18 protein-coding genes are annotated in these 14,351 nt (G+C 63.3%); 11 read left to right on the top strand and 7 right to left on the bottom strand.

The annotated features are described in order from the left end of the window. The first annotated feature begins 34 nt into the window (after positions 1-34). Positions 35-838: a UDP-2,3-diacylglucosamine diphosphatase gene (locus tag ACEPP2_RS15430; RefSeq protein WP_395517099.1), complete on the top strand. Its 804-nt coding sequence runs from the start codon at positions 35-37 to the stop codon at positions 836-838. A 99-nt stretch (positions 839-937) separates the two neighbouring features. Then, positions 938-2,140: an MFS transporter gene (locus tag ACEPP2_RS15425; protein ID WP_395517098.1), complete on the top strand. Its 1,203-nt coding sequence runs from the start codon at positions 938-940 to the stop codon at positions 2,138-2,140. On the opposite strand, the gene dgcA is transcribed toward ACEPP2_RS15425, so the two are convergent. Beyond that, on the bottom strand, positions 2,092-3,072 hold the full coding sequence (gene dgcA / locus ACEPP2_RS15420; protein WP_395517097.1) for an N-acetyl-D-Glu racemase DgcA: 981 nt from the start codon (positions 3,070-3,072) through the stop codon (positions 2,092-2,094). The two genes, ACEPP2_RS15425 and dgcA, sit on opposite strands and share 49 nt — an antisense overlap. Before the next feature lie 162 nt (positions 3,073-3,234). On the opposite strand from dgcA, the gene ACEPP2_RS15415 reads away from it, so the two are divergent. Genes ACEPP2_RS15415 through ACEPP2_RS15400 form a run of 4 tightly spaced genes read left to right on the top strand, consistent with a single transcriptional unit; the run spans position 3,235 to position 7,157 of the window. Next, the gene (locus tag ACEPP2_RS15415; protein ID WP_395517196.1) at positions 3,235-4,344 is read left to right on the top strand and encodes an ABC transporter permease; all 1,110 of its coding nucleotides are present in this window, start codon (positions 3,235-3,237) and stop codon (positions 4,342-4,344) included. Between the two features lie 10 nt (positions 4,345-4,354). Then, on the top strand, positions 4,355-5,182 hold the full coding sequence (locus ACEPP2_RS15410) for an ABC transporter ATP-binding protein (protein ID WP_395517096.1): 828 nt from the start codon (positions 4,355-4,357) through the stop codon (positions 5,180-5,182). A 9-nt stretch (positions 5,183-5,191) separates the two neighbouring features. Then, on the top strand, positions 5,192-6,562 hold the full coding sequence (locus ACEPP2_RS15405) for an MlaD family protein (protein ID WP_395517095.1): 1,371 nt from the start codon (positions 5,192-5,194) through the stop codon (positions 6,560-6,562). Between the two features lie 13 nt (positions 6,563-6,575). After that, positions 6,576-7,157, top strand: coding sequence for an ABC-type transport auxiliary lipoprotein family protein (locus ACEPP2_RS15400; protein WP_281977393.1), 582 nt, complete (start codon positions 6,576-6,578; stop codon positions 7,155-7,157). 124 nt (positions 7,158-7,281) lie between these two features. Here ACEPP2_RS15400 and ACEPP2_RS15395 read toward each other — a convergent pair whose 3' ends face one another. Beyond that, a complete protein-coding gene (locus tag ACEPP2_RS15395; RefSeq protein ID WP_395517094.1) occupies positions 7,282-7,554 on the bottom strand; it encodes a hypothetical protein in 273 nt (90 codons plus the stop codon). Positions 7,555-7,667: 113 nt separating this feature from the next. Here ACEPP2_RS15395 and crcB point away from each other — a divergent pair, with 113 nt between their 5' ends. The 5 genes from crcB to ACEPP2_RS15370 are packed head-to-tail and all read left to right on the top strand — an operon-like array spanning position 7,668 to position 11,065. Next, positions 7,668-8,045: a fluoride efflux transporter CrcB gene (gene crcB, locus ACEPP2_RS15390; protein ID WP_395517093.1), complete on the top strand. Its 378-nt coding sequence runs from the start codon at positions 7,668-7,670 to the stop codon at positions 8,043-8,045. Positions 8,046-8,080: 35 nt separating this feature from the next. Continuing rightward, a complete protein-coding gene (locus tag ACEPP2_RS15385; protein ID WP_281977396.1) occupies positions 8,081-9,070 on the top strand; it encodes an RluA family pseudouridine synthase in 990 nt (329 codons plus the stop codon). After that, the gene (locus tag ACEPP2_RS15380) at positions 9,067-9,720 is read left to right on the top strand and encodes an HAD family hydrolase (RefSeq protein WP_281977397.1); all 654 of its coding nucleotides are present in this window, start codon (positions 9,067-9,069) and stop codon (positions 9,718-9,720) included. Before ACEPP2_RS15385 ends, ACEPP2_RS15380 begins: the two co-directional genes overlap by 4 nt. Positions 9,721-9,728: 8 nt before the next feature. After that, on the top strand, positions 9,729-10,517 hold the full coding sequence (locus ACEPP2_RS15375; RefSeq protein ID WP_395517092.1) for an ATP12 family chaperone protein: 789 nt from the start codon (positions 9,729-9,731) through the stop codon (positions 10,515-10,517). A gap of 53 nt (positions 10,518-10,570) precedes the next feature. After that, positions 10,571-11,065, top strand: coding sequence for a hypothetical protein (locus ACEPP2_RS15370; RefSeq protein WP_395517091.1), 495 nt, complete (start codon positions 10,571-10,573; stop codon positions 11,063-11,065). Here ACEPP2_RS15370 and sugE read toward each other — a convergent pair. The 5 genes from sugE to ACEPP2_RS15345 all read right to left on the bottom strand — a co-directional run. Further along, positions 11,062-11,379, bottom strand: a complete 318-nt coding sequence (gene sugE, locus ACEPP2_RS15365; RefSeq protein ID WP_152337379.1) for a quaternary ammonium compound efflux SMR transporter SugE — start codon at positions 11,377-11,379, stop codon at positions 11,062-11,064. The genes ACEPP2_RS15370 and sugE overlap by 4 nt on opposite strands. Before the next feature lie 135 nt (positions 11,380-11,514). Continuing rightward, positions 11,515-12,354 carry an S-formylglutathione hydrolase gene (gene fghA / locus ACEPP2_RS15360; RefSeq protein WP_395517090.1) on the bottom strand — a complete coding sequence of 280 codons (840 nt, stop codon included), beginning with the start codon at positions 12,352-12,354 and terminating at the stop codon, positions 11,515-11,517. After that, positions 12,351-12,815 carry a YaiI/YqxD family protein gene (locus ACEPP2_RS15355; RefSeq protein ID WP_395517089.1) on the bottom strand — a complete coding sequence of 155 codons (465 nt, stop codon included), beginning with the start codon at positions 12,813-12,815 and terminating at the stop codon, positions 12,351-12,353. The genes fghA and ACEPP2_RS15355 overlap by 4 nt, the downstream gene beginning before the upstream one ends. After that, positions 12,812-13,267, bottom strand: a complete 456-nt coding sequence (locus tag ACEPP2_RS15350; RefSeq protein WP_395517088.1) for a GNAT family N-acetyltransferase — start codon at positions 13,265-13,267, stop codon at positions 12,812-12,814. Before ACEPP2_RS15350 ends, ACEPP2_RS15355 begins: the two co-directional genes overlap by 4 nt. Then, on the bottom strand, positions 13,267-14,351 hold a 1,085-nt coding region (locus ACEPP2_RS15345; RefSeq protein WP_395517087.1), incomplete at its 5' end, for an S-(hydroxymethyl)glutathione dehydrogenase/class III alcohol dehydrogenase. The genes ACEPP2_RS15350 and ACEPP2_RS15345, both read right to left, overlap by 1 nt.

Raw genomic sequence — 14,351 nt, 5'->3', positions numbered from 1 at the left:
CCACGGATCGCAACGACAGGGGACATCGACCGCGATGGCGAATGCAAGGCATTTCCGCACCATCTTTCTCTCGGACGTCCACCTCGGCTCCAAGGCGGCTCGGACGGATCTGCTCCTCGACTTCCTTCGCCACCATGAGGCCGACACGATCATCCTGGTCGGTGACATTGTCGATGGCTGGCGCCTGAAGCGGAGCTGGCACTGGCCGCAGGGGTGCAACGATGTGGTGCAGAAGCTGCTCCGCAAGGCCCGCAAGGGAACGCGCATCGTCTATATCCCCGGCAATCACGACGAGTTCCTGCGCGACTTCCCCGGCAGCCATTTCGGCGGCATCGAGGTTGCCGAGCGTTTGATCCACGAGGCGGGCGATGGAAAGCGCTACCTGGTGCTGCATGGCGACGAGTTCGACGTGGTGGTCCGCAATGCGCGGCTTCTCGCCCATCTCGGTGACTGGGCCTATGATGCGGCGATCGTCATCAACATCGGTCTGTCCGCGATCCGCCGGCGGCTCGGCATGCCTTACTGGTCCTTCTCTGCCTGGGCAAAGCTGCAGGTCAAGCAGGCCGTGAACTTCATCGGCGAGTTCCAGCGGGTGGTGGCGGACGAGGCGCGGCGTAACAGTGTCGACGGCGTGATCTGCGGCCACATCCATCATGCGGTGATGGAGGACATTGACGGCATTCATTACATCAACACCGGCGACTGGGTGGAGAGCTGTACGGCCGTCGCCGAGCACCAGGACGGGACGATGGAGATGATCCAGTGGCACGGCCTCGATACCGTCCCGGCGCCTTCGCCCGTACCGGCGGAAATCCTCAACGACATGAAGGCCGCCTGACGCTTGCGACATTCTGAACGGGCATTGCCTTTCTGCCACAGGATCGCGCGCGGCCGCGTGCTACGGTCGTGATCCCGGACCTGATTCCTTGTTGCTCCCGTGATCACTGGCACTGCGACCGAGCCGCCTCGGCACTTCCAACTGCGCTGCGCGCTAGCATTCGCGGCGCCGATCGGCGTCAACGGCATCATCCTCCCGTATTTTCCGGTCTGGCTCGACACGCTGAAGTTCAGCGAGTTCGAGATCGGCATGATCCTCGCGATCCCGATGATCGTCCGCATTGTCACGGCTCCGATCGTCGGGGCCATCGCCGACCGCCTCCAGGAACGGTCGAAGGTACTGATGTGGTCAGGCATGCTCTCCTTCACGACGGCGCTTGCCCTGTTTGCCGTCACCGGGTTCTGGCCCGTCCTCATCGTCTACGCGCTCCAGGCAGCCTTCTTCGCCGCCTATGTCCCGGTGGTCGATTCGATCGCGGTGAGCGGCGTGCGGCGCTGGGGATTCCAGTATGGGACTCTGCGGGTGTGGGGATCGGTCGGGTTTGTCGCCATGAGCCTGCTGATGGGGCAACTCATCGGCATCTGGGGCGGGGGTGTCCTTCCGACCGTCGCCTGCCTTGCCTTTGCGATGACAATCGCGGCCGCCTTTGCTGCTCCCCGGATCGGCCGCAAGCGGCGCCCTTCTGCGGGCCTGCGCAATTGGCGCCTGGGAGCGATGGGAAGGCTCGACCTGCACATGCTGATGATCGGTGCCTCAGTGGCGCAGGCAAGCCACGCCATGTTCTATGCCTTCGGCGCCATCCACTGGCAGCAGGTCGGCTTCGATGGCATGGAGATCGGCATCCTCTGGAGCACGGCAGTGATTGCCGAGATCGGAGTCTTCTTTGCGTCTGCCTTCATCGCCAGGCACCTGTCGCCCTGGACCATGATGCGCCTGGGCTGTGCTGTCGCTGTCGCAAGGTGGGCGATCTTCCCCATGCCCCTCGGTTTCTGGGGGTATTTGCTTTTGCAGTCGGCGCACGCCTTCACCTTCACCTTCCTGCATATCGGTGTTCAGCAGAAGCTGGTCGAGATCGTCCGCGAGGAGCAGGAATCGTCGATGCAAGGGACCTATTTCTTCTACAATGGCGCCTTCCTCGCATTGGCTACATTTCTCTCCGGCGCCCTTTACCGGAGTTACGGAGTGGCGAGTTACCCGGCGATGGCCCTGACCGCCGCGCTCGGCCTGTTGCTGCTGGCATTGGCGGCGCGCCTTCAGCCCCAGAGTGCCGAGGGCGGCGGAAAGAGCGTCGACCCCTCGTAGACGAGACCGGGTTGCCGGTCGCGGGCCAGCAGAAGCGGACCGTCGAGATCGGCATAGTCGACGTCCTGCGCCAGGAGTGCCGCCGGCGCCATGGCGAGCGAGGTGCCGACCATGCAGCCGACCATGATCCCAAAACCGAGCCGCCTGGCTTCCGCCTTCATGTGCAGCGCCTCGGTCAGTCCCCCGGTCTTGTCGAGCTTGATGTTCACCGCATCGTATCGGTCGCGAAGACCGGCAAGGTCCGCCGTGGCGTGGACGCTCTCGTCGGCACAGATGGGTACCAGCCTTTCGATCCGTGCCAGCAACGCATCTTCCCCCGCCGGCAGGGGTTGTTCGATCAGGTCGATTCGCATCTCCTGGGCGACGTGGAGATGCTCCTCGAGGTTCTGCTCCGTCCATCCCTCGTTGGCATCGACGATGATGCGGCTTGCTGGTGCTGCCTCCCGCACCGCCCGCATCCTGGACGTGTCGTCAGTCGTCCCCAGCTTGACCTTGAGCAGCGGCCGATGAGCATGTTGCGCAGCCGCCGCGGCCATGGCATCCGGTTCGGCGAGCGACAGCGTGAAGGCCGTCGTGATCGGATGCGGCACGACGCCGAGCCTTTCGGCGACCAGGGTTCCAGTCAGCTTGGCCTCCAGGTCCCAAAGTGCGCAGTCGACGGCGTTGCGCGCCGCGCCAGGCTTCATCAGCGACTGGATCTCGATCCGGTTCGCGCCCGCAGCGATCGCGGGCCTGACCGCAAGGACGTCAGCGAGGACCTGTTCCACCGTCTCGCCGTAGCGCCGGTAAGGGACGCATTCTCCCCGGCCGGAGAAGCCGTCGGCTGAGATCGAGCAGGTGATGACCTCGGCTTCGGTCTTGGATCCGCGGGAGATCGTGAAGAGGCCGGCAATCGGGAAGGCTTCTATTGTGGCCTCAAGGTTACGGCGCATGCTTTTGAACGTCCCATAAGTGGTATTTCCAGACGGCCACGTTATATTGCCGCTCGTCTCACCTGATCAACCTGTCATCGGCATTGCCGCGCCAATTGACGAAAGAAGCCAGTGCCGCCCCAGTCCCTCGAAATCAGCATCGCCGAGATGGCAGCCGAAGCGATGCCCGGGGCTGATGGCGAGCGATTCGTCGCGCGGGGTGACTGGCGCAACCACAGCATTTCCGACGTGCTCGGCACGCTCGAGCGGCTCGAGAAGTCCTCCGGGCGCGGCAGGGTGGATATCGACGTTTCCGAGGTACAGGCGATTGATACTGCCGGCGCCTGGCTGATCCGTCGCCTCATCAGTGCCAAGCAGGAGCAGGGACGCGAGGTCTCGCTGTCGGGGGCGCACGGTGCGATCGACGAGCTGATTGCAGTCCTGCCTGAAAAGGCTCCGGCGCCAACTGCATCACCCGGTCCGCGCGCCTCTCTCTTCGAACGCATCTTCGCGCCGATAGGCAAGCTCGTGAGCGAACTGGCCGGCGACGCAGTAGCCGCCATGCACATCCTCGGATCAGCGGTCCGGGGTGCTCAGATGAAGCTTGGCCGCGGTGGCGGCGTTTCCCCTGCATCTGTCGTCAACCAGATCGACCACATGGGCGTCCGCGCGGTGCCGATCATCATGCTGATGTCCTTCCTGATCGGTGCCATCATCGCGCAGCAGGGCGCCTTCCAGCTGCGTTATTTCGGTGCCGAGATCTTTGTCGTCGACCTTGTGGGCATCCTGCAACTGCGCGAGATCGGCGTGCTTCTCACGGCGATCATGATCGCGGGCCGCTCCGGCAGCGCGATCACCGCCGAGATCGGCTCGATGAAGATGCGCGAAGAGATCGATGCGCTGACGGTCATCGGGCTCAACCCGGTCGGCGTCCTGATCTTCCCCCGCCTGGTCGCGCTGACGATCGTGCTGCCGCTGCTGACGATCATCGCGAATTTCTCTGCTTTGTACGGCGCTGCGGTTGTCGCGCTCACCTATTCCGGCATCACGTTCGATACCTTCCTGTCGCGCCTGCACGAGGCGATCGACCATACCTCGGTGGCGTCCGGCATGATCAAGGCGCCGTTCATGGCGCTGGCGATCGGCATCGTCGCCGCCGTCGAAGGCATGAAGGTAGGGGGCAGCGCAGAGTCGCTCGGCCGCCACGTCACCGCGTCGGTGGTGAAGTCGATCTTCGCGGTGATCGTCATGGATGCCTTCTTCGCGATCTTCTACTCCGCGATCGACTTCTAGGAGCGGCGGAGTGAGGGAAACGGATTTGCAGCAACAGGATCTACAGGGCAGGCAGGTGGTACTGTCCGTCCGCGATGTCACCGTCGGCTTCGGCTCCAACATCGTGCTCGACAAGCTGAACCTCGACATCTATCGCGGCGAGATCCTGGGGTTTGTCGGGGCCTCCGGGACGGGCAAATCCGTACTGATGCGCACCGTCCTGCGGCTTCTGCCGCGCCGCTCGGGCAGCATAGAAATCCTCGGAACGGACTACGACAAGGCCGACGAGCAGCAGCGGATGGCCCTCGACACGAGGCTTGGCGTGCTTTTCCAGCATGGCGCCCTGTTCTCCTCGCTGACGGTCAAGGAAAACATCCAGTTGCCGATGCGCGAGTACCTCGACCTGCCGCAGTCGCTGATGGATGAGCTCGCCTACCTGAAGATCGAGATGGTGGGGCTTGCTCCGGACGCCGCCGACAAATATCCGTCCGAACTCTCCGGTGGCATGATCAAGAGAGCAGCATTGGCGCGGGCGCTGGCGCTCGATCCTGATCTCGTTTTCCTGGACGAGCCGACATCGGGCCTCGACCCGATCGGGGCCGCGGATTTCGATATGCTGATTGCCCGGCTGCGCGATACGCTCGGCCTCACCGTCTACATGGTAACCCATGACCTCGACAGCCTTTTTTCCGTGTGCGACCGTATTGCAGTCCTCGGACAGAAGCGGGTATTGGTGGAAGGGACGCTGGAGGACATGTTCGCATTCGATGATCCGTGGGTTCAATCCTACTTCCGCGGCAAGCGTGCCCGTTCGGTCGTGAGACCGGACGCGCCTTCCGCGCATCCTGAAAAGAAGTGATCTGAGGCCATGGAAACCAAAGCCAACTACGCGATCGTCGGGTTCTTCACCCTCCTGGTGATCGCCGCCGCCTTCGGATTTGTCTACTGGATGGCGCAGTCGGGTCGCGGCGGACCGATGGCCGAATTGGCCATCCGCATTCCCGGATCCGCAAACGGTTTGTCGGTCGGCTCCCCGGTGCGCTTCAACGGCATCCCGGTCGGCTCGGTGCGCAACCTTTCGATCGATCCGGACGATCCCCAGTATTCTATCGCCTTCACGGAAGTCCGCGCCGACGCGCCGGTCTACCCCTCGACACGCGCGGTTCTCGAAGTGCAGGGCCTCACGGGGGCTGCCTATATCGAGCTATCAGGCGGCAACAAGGGCGAGGAGAACATCCTGCAGAAGGCGATCGAGACCGAGCGTCCGGCCGTCCTCATCGCCGACCAGTCGAGCGTGACCAATCTCCTGGCTACTGCCGATAAGATCCTGGACCGGGCGAACCAGGCAATCGGCGACATCCAGGGCTTCGTCGCCGATTCTCGCGGGCCGCTCACCCAGACGATCCGAAACGCCGAGACATTCACGGCCTCGCTCAGCAACAATTCCGGTGCAATCGACGAGTTCCTGGGCAGCATGTCGACGCTTTCGGGCACATTCAACCGCGTTTCCGAGCGGCTGGATTCGACACTTGAGGCGGCTGAAGAACTGGTCCGGGCCGTCGATGCGGAGAAGGTCAATCAGGTCGTCTCGAACGCCGAGCGGACCACGCGGAATATCGCCGACGCATCGGACAATCTGGATGAGATCGCCCGGAGCGTCCGGGAAGCCGCGTCCGGTTTCCAGCGCGCCACCGAGGATGCCCAATCGGTTCTGAAACGCGCGGACCAGCTCATGGCGGCGATCGACACGCAAAACATCGGCACCGCCGTCAACAACATCACCGCCGCCAGCGAGGATGCTAGAACGGCGATCTCGTCCGCCCGCGGCATCGTCGATGATGTCGCCGCCCGCCGGGAGGATATCGATCGGGCGATCGGTGATTTCACCGATCTGGCCCAAAAGCTCAACAATGCGTCGAACCGCGTCGATGGAATCCTCGCCAAGGTGGATGGCCTCCTGACGAGCGACGACTCCGAATCGCTGTTCACCGAAGCGCGGCGCACGCTTGAGTCGTTCCGCACCGTTGCGGACAACATCAATGCGCGGGTGGGGCCGATTGCCGACAACCTCCAGCGCTTCTCGGCCTCGGGCCTCCGGGATATCCAAACGCTGGTGGACGACACCAGACGGACAGTCCGCAGCCTGAACGATACCATCAGCAATTTCGACGAGAACCCGCAGCGGATCATCTTCGGCGGGGAAACGGTGAAGCAATATGACGGCAGGACGCGTCGATAGGAGCGAAGTTCGCATGACCTGGAAGCATTGGGCGGTCCTGCCACTGGTGGCGCTTCTCGCCACCGGCTGTGGATCGAAGGCCAGCAATGACACCTTCGACCTGTCGATAACCCCGGCAAGCACGGGCCCGGCGGCGCGCGGGCGCCAGATCCTCGTTCCGGAGCCGACGGCGCTGAAATCGCTGGACAGCGAGCAGGTGGTGGTTCGTGTCTCCCAGGCAGAAATCCAGTATCTTGCGAAGTCGCAATGGGGCGATCGTCTGCCACGCATGGTCCAGTCCAAGCTGGTGGAGGCCTTCGAGAACAGCGGCCGGCTGGGCGGCGTCGGCAAGCCGGGGCAGGGCCTTGCCATCGATTACCAGGTCGTCACCGATATCCGCACCTTCGAAGTCGATACCAGCGGCCCCGACATGGCGAAGGTCGAGATCTCGGTGAAGATACTCAACGATCGCAACGGCACCGTACGGGCTCAACAGGTATTTACGGGAAGCGTGCCGGTGTCGGGATCGGAAAACCGCGACTTCATCGCGGCTCTTGACCGGGCTTTCGCCAAGGTCGGCGCGGAGATCGTTGAGTGGTCGCTACGCGTCATGTGACCGGCGAGCGTTCGGGTGGACCGCCCAAGGCGCATCAACTGTAAGCAGCGACTGTCAACGCCTCGGCGTTCTGCGGGGCGGCGCCAGTATCTGAACTGAGCGATCGGGTGCTGAAGGTGGAGTTTCAATCCTCCAGGTTGCGATAAGCGGCCTGGACCTGCGCAAGTGTTGCCTGCTGACCCATGCGATAATTGGGAGCAAGCAGATCGAAATCGACAGTGGATGCCGGGATGAGTTGGTCGATGGTTGCATCGCCCGTTTTAGCACGCAAATTTCCCCGATCCGCGATCACCCTGGCGTCCTGGGCCTCGTCCTTGGCCGACAGACGGCGCGCAGGCTTCAACGCATCTGCTGCGTAAGCCGCCGTGTTCGCCGAGACTGAAACAACCAGGGTCATGTGAGTTTATCCACTACTCCAGCCTAGAATCTAATGGGGGGCGGCTTGGTTCCCTGTTAAGGAATTCGTTAGGGTTTTAATCATTGTTCGTTTTTCTGTCGGATCGCCTGTTGATGCTGCATCTGCTTCTCGTCGCCGCCGGCGGCGCCACCGGCTCCGTTCTCCGCTACCTGGTCGGACACTGGAGCATTCGCCTGCTGGGCCCGTCGTTTCCGTGGGGCACCATGATCGTGAACGTGCTGGGCTCCTTTGCCATCGGTGTTCTGGCCGAACTGATCGCCCGAAAGCTGGACGCCTCCTTGGAGATGCGGCTGTTGCTCGTGACGGGCTTCCTTGGCGGCTTCACCACCTTTTCCGCCTTCTCGCTTGATGCCCTCGTACTTTTCGAGCGCGGTGCGACTGGAGCGGCCGCCGCCTATATCCTCGGTAGCGTCGGGATCTCGCTGGCGGCGGTGATGGGCGGGCTGGCGCTTGGTCGGTCGATGTTCTAAAGACCGGTCAAACCAAAGAAGAACGAAAGAACATCATGGCGGGCATCGAGCACATCCGCGTTGAGGCGGACGAAGCGGGCATGCGCCTGGACCGTTGGTTCAAGGTCCATTATCCCGGTCTCGGCTTTGGCGCGCTGCAGAAACTGCTGCGCTCGGGCCAGGTGCGTGTCGATGGGGGGCGGGTGAAATCCGACGCCCGTGTCCAGCCCGGGCAGACGGTGCGCGTCCCGCCGCTGGATGTCGATACGAAGAAGGCCGGCCCCATCGCCGGCAAGGATCTCAAGCATTCCAGCGACTACGAGCTGTTGCAGCGCATGGTGTTGCACGAGGATGACAAGGTGATCGTCCTCAACAAGCCGGCGGGGTTGGCGGTCCAGGGTGGCTCCGGCGTCACGCGTCACATCGACCAGATGCTGGATGCCTGGACCAGTCCGAAGGGTGAGAAGCCGCGGCTCGTCCATCGCCTGGACCGTGACACCTCCGGCGTGCTGGTCATTGCCCGCACGCGCGGGGCGGCACAGAAGCTGACGGCGGCCTTTCGCGAACGCGACACCAAGAAGACGTATTGGGCCCTGGTGAAGGGCGTGCCGCGCAAGCACGAGGACAAAATCTCGACCTGGCTCGTCAAGGAGCAGACGCCGGACGGCGATCGCATGCGCATTGCCAAGCACGGGGAGACCGGCGCCGACCATGCGGTTTCCTTCTATCGCGTGCTTGAGACAGCCGCACAGACCATGGCCTGGCTGGAGATGGAGCCCTATACCGGCAGAACGCATCAGCTGCGCGTCCATGCCCTGCATATCGGGCACCCGATCATCGGCGATCCGAAATATTTCGATGACGACATCAACTGGCCGTTCCCCGGCGGTATCCAAAAGCGGCTGCATCTGCATGCCCGTCATATCGACATCCCGCATCCCTCGGGTGGCCGCCTGAAGGTGACGGCGCCGCTGCCGCCGCACATGGTCCAGAGCTGGAACCTGCTCGGCTTCGACCTGGAGAGCGGCGGGAGTGCCGACGAATGAAACTCATCCTCTTTGATTGCGACGGCACTCTGGTCGACAGCGTGTCGCTGATCCACGAGACGATGCGCCGGACCTTCCTGCATTTCGACAAGCCGGAGCCGAAGGTGGAGGCGACGAAGGCGATCATCGGCCTGACTCTCGATATTGCCATTGCACGCATGCTGGGGCGCCCGCATGCGGGCGACGAGGAAGTGGCGATGATGGCCTACTACAAGTCGCTGTTTTCCGAGGTGCGACGGGACCTTGATTTCCGCGAACCGTTGTTCCCGGGCATCCGGGAGTTGATCGATAAGATCGGGCCGCGAGACGATCTGCTCATCGGGGCAGTCACGGGCAAGTCTCGCCGCGGACTGGATCTCATCATGGAGACGCACGGGTTCGGCAAGTACTTCGTGGTGTCTCGAACGGCAGACGACTGCCCCTCGAAGCCGCATCCCGCAATGGTGACGGAATGCTGCGACGAGACGGGGATGGTGCCGGGCGTGACGAAGGTAATCGGTGATGCCGTCTACGACATGCAGATGGCGAAAGCGGCCGGTGCCACGGCAATCGGAGTCTCCTGGGGCTATGCGTCCGTCCAGGATCTCTGGAACGCCGGAGCGGATGCGGTCGTTGACCACCCGAGCGAGTTGCTGGCCCATATCGGCTGAGGTTTCTGATGCGAGACGAGTTCAAAGATCTTGAGGGGACGAGCCATCCGGATCCGACCCGGCGGGCGCAGATCCAGATGAAGCGGCCCTTGCCGAAGCGCTTCTACAAGCAGGTGTCCGTCGGCCGGGAGGAGGGTGGCTATGTGATTCTGCTCGACGGCCGGCCGGTGCGGACGCCGGCGAAGAACCCGCTGACTGCACCCACTGCAGGGCTTGCCGAACTGATGCGGGCCGAATGGGACGCGCAGGGCGAGTCGGTCGATCCGCAGACCATGCCGGTCACGAAACTGGTGAATACCGCGATTGACGGTGTGGCACTCGATCCGCAGGCGGTTTTTGAGGATATCCTGCGTTTTTCGGCCAGCGACCTGCTGTGCTACCGCGCCGATGCTCCGGAGGAGCTGGTGGCGCGGCAATGCGAGCGCTGGGATCCGCTGATCGACTGGGCGGCCAGCCAACTTGGCGCACGCTTCATCCTGATCGAGGGTGTCATGCCGCAGGAGCAGCCACGCGAAGCGACCAGTGCGTTCGCGGTCACGCTGCGAAAGTACGACTCGCCGATCGAGCTCGCCTGTCTCCATACGGTGACCACCCTGACCGGCTCTGCGATCCTTGCATTGGCATTCGCGGAAGGTCGTCTTTCCGCAGACGAGGCTTGGTCGCTCGCCCATCTCGACGAGGACTGGACGGAAGAGCACTGGGGCGTGGATGCGGAGGCGCGTCTGCGCCGCGAGCGGCGCCACGAAGAATTCAGGGCGTCTGTAGCAGCCTTCAAGAACCTTCGGCAGCCGGCTTAAGCCTTCGCTAACTGCGGCCACGGATGATCCCCGGAGTTTTTCCGGGATGATCCATGTCTGTCCGCCCACTTGCGCTCTGCATTCTTCTGGTGACCCTGCCGCTGCTGATGTCGTTCCGGCTGCAGCCGGCGGCGGCCGAGCGCGAGGCGCTGCTCTACGACGTGCGTGCGGCCTTCGTGACGGCGAGAGAAGACGTGCCGGCGTTGCTGGTCACGGAGACGGACAGGCTGGTGAACGATGCGATCCTGACAACGATGCGCGGTCGCGTTCTCCCCCGCGCCATCCTAGCGATTCGCGTCGAACACCACAAAGCGGTCCCGGCCTTGCTTGGCGGAAAGCGCGAGGCGACAGTCACGGTCGAAGCAGTCGCGGTTGCGAACGGAGAGACGATTGCCGAGGGGACATTCACCACGTCCGTCTTCTCGCTCCGGCGTGAACCCCTTGAACTGCTGCTGGCGGAGAAGATTGCCGCTCGCATCGCGAGCGAGTTTCGCCTGACCCGTGAAGGGCCGGTCACACTTGCAACGGCGCTCTTTGCCGCCCCCTAGCCGGACGCGACCTTCAGCCCGACGATTCCTGCAATGATCATGGCGATGCAGCCTAGGCGAAGCGCCGAGGCAGGTTCCGCAAACAGGACGATGCCGAGGATGACGGTGCCGACGGTCCCGATGCCGGTCCAGACGGCATAGGCGGTGCCGACGGGAAGGGAGCGGATGGCAAGTCCAAGGAGCACCACCGACACCACCATGGCAGCGAGGGTGAGCAGCGTGGGGAGTGGCCGGGTGAAGCCTTCGGTATATTTGAGGCCGATCGCCCAGCCGATCTCGAAAAGTCCAGCAAGCGTCAGAAGTGTCCAGGCCATTGCCTTACTCCGTTTCAGGAGCGAGGCCGTCCCCGCGGAGGTGACCGGGCTGGCCCGGCGGCAGTCGTCTGCCTGCTCGATATATGGTGACCTTCGCAGCTGGCGGCAACCGCCCGTCCGGCATGGGAGCCATGCCTAGAGACAGCCCAGCCTCTTTGCGTGCCACGTGAGGTGATCCTCCATGAACGTCGAAATGAAGTAATAGGAGTGGTCGTAGCGTTCATGCATGCGCAGCGTCAAGACGATGTCCGTTCCCTTGATGGCCTCTTCGAACAGCCAGGGACGCAGCCCGTCCTCCAGGAAACTGTCCGCCTTGCCCTGGTCGATCAGGAACTCCGGAAAGCGGGCACCATCCTCCACGAGGGCGCAGGCATCATATCGGCGCCATGCGTTCTGGTCGGCTCCGAGGTATTTTTCGAACGCCGGGGCGGACCAGTCGGCCGTCGAAGGTTGCACGATTGGGGCGAAGGCGGAGCAGCTCTTGAAGCGATCAGGGTTCTTGAGCGCGATCGTCATCGCTCCGTGCCCACCCATTGAGTGTCCGAAGATCCCCTGCCGGCTCATGTCGGCGCGGAAGTGCTGGCTGATCAGAGAGGGCAGTTCCTCCGTGATGTAGCTGTACATCTGGTAGTGCTCGGCCCAAGGCTTCTCGGTGGCGTCGAGATAGAAGCCAGCGCCCTTTCCCATCTGCCAGTTGGTCAGTTCGTCCGGCACGTCATTGCCGCGCGGGCTGGTGTCGGGGCAGACGATGATGAGGCCGAGTTCGGAGGCGAGGCGGCGGTATTCGCCCTTTTCCATGACATTGGCATGGGTGCAGGTGAGGCCGGACAGGTACCAAAGGACGGGGCGAGGCTCACTGATCGCCTGCGGTGGCACGAAGACCGCGAAGGTCATCTCGCATTTGCACGCGTTGGACTCATGGGCGTAGACGCCCTGCATGCCGTCGAAGGCCGTGTTCTGGGAAATGACTTTCATGGTTGATCTCCAGGTGGCGCGTGGGTCTTGGCACGGCGGCAGAGCCGGTCGAGGGTTTCCAGGAACTGCGATCGATCCCGTGGGCTGAAGGCGGCATTGTAGCCCTTGCTCTCGCCGGTCTCTCTCAGATGCTGGCCGAGATCGCGCATGGCCGTCGCCATGCCGATGTTCGTCTGGTCAAAGATGCGGCCCGTCGGACCGGTGACAAGGGCGCCGTTGCCGACGCAGCGTCCGGCGAGCGGCACGTCGGCCGTAACCACGATGTCGCCGCTTCCCGCCCGCTCGGCTATCCAGTCGTCAGCAGCGTCGAAGGCGCCCGATACGATGACATTAGTCACCATCGGATCGCGCGAAGGGCGAAGACCGGAATTCGCAACAAGCGTTACCTTCAGCCCGTGGCGTTCGGCGACCTTGAGGATCTCCGGCTTCACGGGACAGGCATCGGCATCTACGTAGATCACGAGGCGGCTCTTTCCATGTCGATGTGCGGGATGCCGTCCTCCACATATTCCTCGGAGGTGACGAGGAAGCCAAGCCCCCGGTAGAATTCCTGCAGGTGGCTCTGGGCCGAAATCGCGATCGGCTGGTCCGCGAACCGTGTCTCGCATTCGGCGATCGCCTCTCGCATCAGGGCTTCGCCGAGACGCTTTCCCCGATGGGCGGGTGAGACAGCGACGCGGCCAATCCTCGGCGGTGCGCCATGCGGCTGCCAAAGCCTTGCGCAGGCAAGAAGCTGCTGACCATCGAGCAGCCGAAGATGCAGCGCCTCCCGGTCCTTGCCGTCGAGTTCGGGATAGGCGCAGTCCTGTTCGACAACGAAGACGTCGACGCGGAGCTTGAGCATCTCGTAGAGCTCGAGGGCAGGGAACTCCTCAAGCCGCCGCACGTCCGCCCGGTATGGCGCACCCTCCATCAATAGACGACGACGCTCCTGATGCTCTGTCCGCCATGCATGAGCTCGAAGCCCTTGTTGATGTCCTCCAGTCCCATGGTGTGGGTGATCATCGGGTCGATCTCGATCTTGCCCTCCATGTACCAGTCGACGATCTTCGGCACGTCGGTGCGCCCGCGCGCGCCACCGAAGGCCGTGCCCATCCAGGTACGGCCGGTGACGAGCTGGAAGGGTCGGGTGGAGATCTCCTGGCCGGCACCGGCCACCCCGATGATGACCGACTTGCCCCAGCCGCGATGCGAGGCCTCCAGCGCCTGGCGCATGACCTTCGTATTGCCGGTGCAGTCAAAGGTGTAGTCGGCACCGCCGATCTGGTCGGCGCCGCGCTTCGTCATGTTGACGAGGTAAGGGACGATGTCCTCGCCCACCTCCTTCGGGTTGACGAAATGGGTCATGCCGAAGCGCTCGCCCCACTCCTTCTTGTCGTTGTTGAGGTCGACGCCGATGATCATGTCGGCGCCGGCAAGGCGCAGGCCCTGGATGACGTTCAGGCCTATGCCACCAAGCCCGAAGACGATCGCGGTCGAACCGATCTCCACCTTGGCGGTGTTGATGACGGCGCCGATGCCGGTCGTCACGCCGCAGCCGATATAGCAGATCTTGTCGAAGGGAGCGTCGGGATTGACCTTGGCGACGGCGATCTCCGGCAGGACCGTATAGTTGGCGAAGGTCGAGCAGCCCATGTAGTGGTGCAGCTTCTCGCCGTTGATGGAAAAGCGCGATGTGCCGTCCGGCATGACGCCCTGGCCCTGGGTGGAGCGGATGGCGGTGCACAGGTTCGTCTTGCGCGAGAGGCAGGAGGGGCATTCGCGGCATTCGGGGGTGTAGAGCGGAATGACGTGGTCGCCCTTCTTGACCGAGGTGACGCCCGGGCCGACATCGACCACGATGCCTGCACCTTCATGACCGAGGATCGCCGGGAACAGACCCTCGGGGTCGGCGCCCGACAGCGTGAAGTCGTCGGTATGGCAGATGCCGGTCGCCTTCACCTCCACCAGCACCTCGCCCGCCCGAGGCCCCTCGAGCTGAACCGTCATGATCTCCA

This window comes from Pseudorhizobium flavum (assembly GCF_044142885.1).
GTDB lineage: Bacteria > Pseudomonadota > Alphaproteobacteria > Rhizobiales > Rhizobiaceae > Neorhizobium > Neorhizobium flavum.
This window is presented reverse-complemented; position numbering and strand designations above follow the sequence as displayed.

Bases quoted from the DNA above. Each gene is read 5' to 3' on its own strand.
- sugE (WP_152337379.1), bottom strand. From the start codon at position 11,379: ATGGCCTGGACACTTCTGACGCTTGCTGGACTTTTCGAGATCGGCTGG.
- crcB (WP_395517093.1), top strand. From the start codon at position 7,668: ATGCTGCATCTGCTTCTCGTCGCCGCCGGCGGCGCCACCGGCTCCGTT.
- ACEPP2_RS15380 (WP_281977397.1), top strand. From the start codon at position 9,067: ATGAAACTCATCCTCTTTGATTGCGACGGCACTCTGGTCGACAGCGTG.
- ACEPP2_RS15350 (WP_395517088.1), bottom strand. From the start codon at position 13,267: ATGGAGGGTGCGCCATACCGGGCGGACGTGCGGCGGCTTGAGGAGTTC.
- ACEPP2_RS15415 (WP_395517196.1), top strand. From the start codon at position 3,235: ATGCCCGGGGCTGATGGCGAGCGATTCGTCGCGCGGGGTGACTGGCGC.
- ACEPP2_RS15375 (WP_395517092.1), top strand. From the start codon at position 9,729: ATGCGAGACGAGTTCAAAGATCTTGAGGGGACGAGCCATCCGGATCCG.
- fghA (WP_395517090.1), bottom strand. From the start codon at position 12,354: ATGAAAGTCATTTCCCAGAACACGGCCTTCGACGGCATGCAGGGCGTC.
- ACEPP2_RS15405 (WP_395517095.1), top strand. From the start codon at position 5,192: ATGGAAACCAAAGCCAACTACGCGATCGTCGGGTTCTTCACCCTCCTG.
- dgcA (WP_395517097.1), bottom strand. From the start codon at position 3,072: ATGCGCCGTAACCTTGAGGCCACAATAGAAGCCTTCCCGATTGCCGGC.
- ACEPP2_RS15370 (WP_395517091.1), top strand. From the start codon at position 10,571: ATGTCTGTCCGCCCACTTGCGCTCTGCATTCTTCTGGTGACCCTGCCG.
- ACEPP2_RS15395 (WP_395517094.1), bottom strand. From the start codon at position 7,554: ATGACCCTGGTTGTTTCAGTCTCGGCGAACACGGCGGCTTACGCAGCA.
- ACEPP2_RS15385 (WP_281977396.1), top strand. From the start codon at position 8,081: ATGGCGGGCATCGAGCACATCCGCGTTGAGGCGGACGAAGCGGGCATG.
- ACEPP2_RS15400 (WP_281977393.1), top strand. From the start codon at position 6,576: ATGACCTGGAAGCATTGGGCGGTCCTGCCACTGGTGGCGCTTCTCGCC.
- ACEPP2_RS15430 (WP_395517099.1), top strand. From the start codon at position 35: ATGGCGAATGCAAGGCATTTCCGCACCATCTTTCTCTCGGACGTCCAC.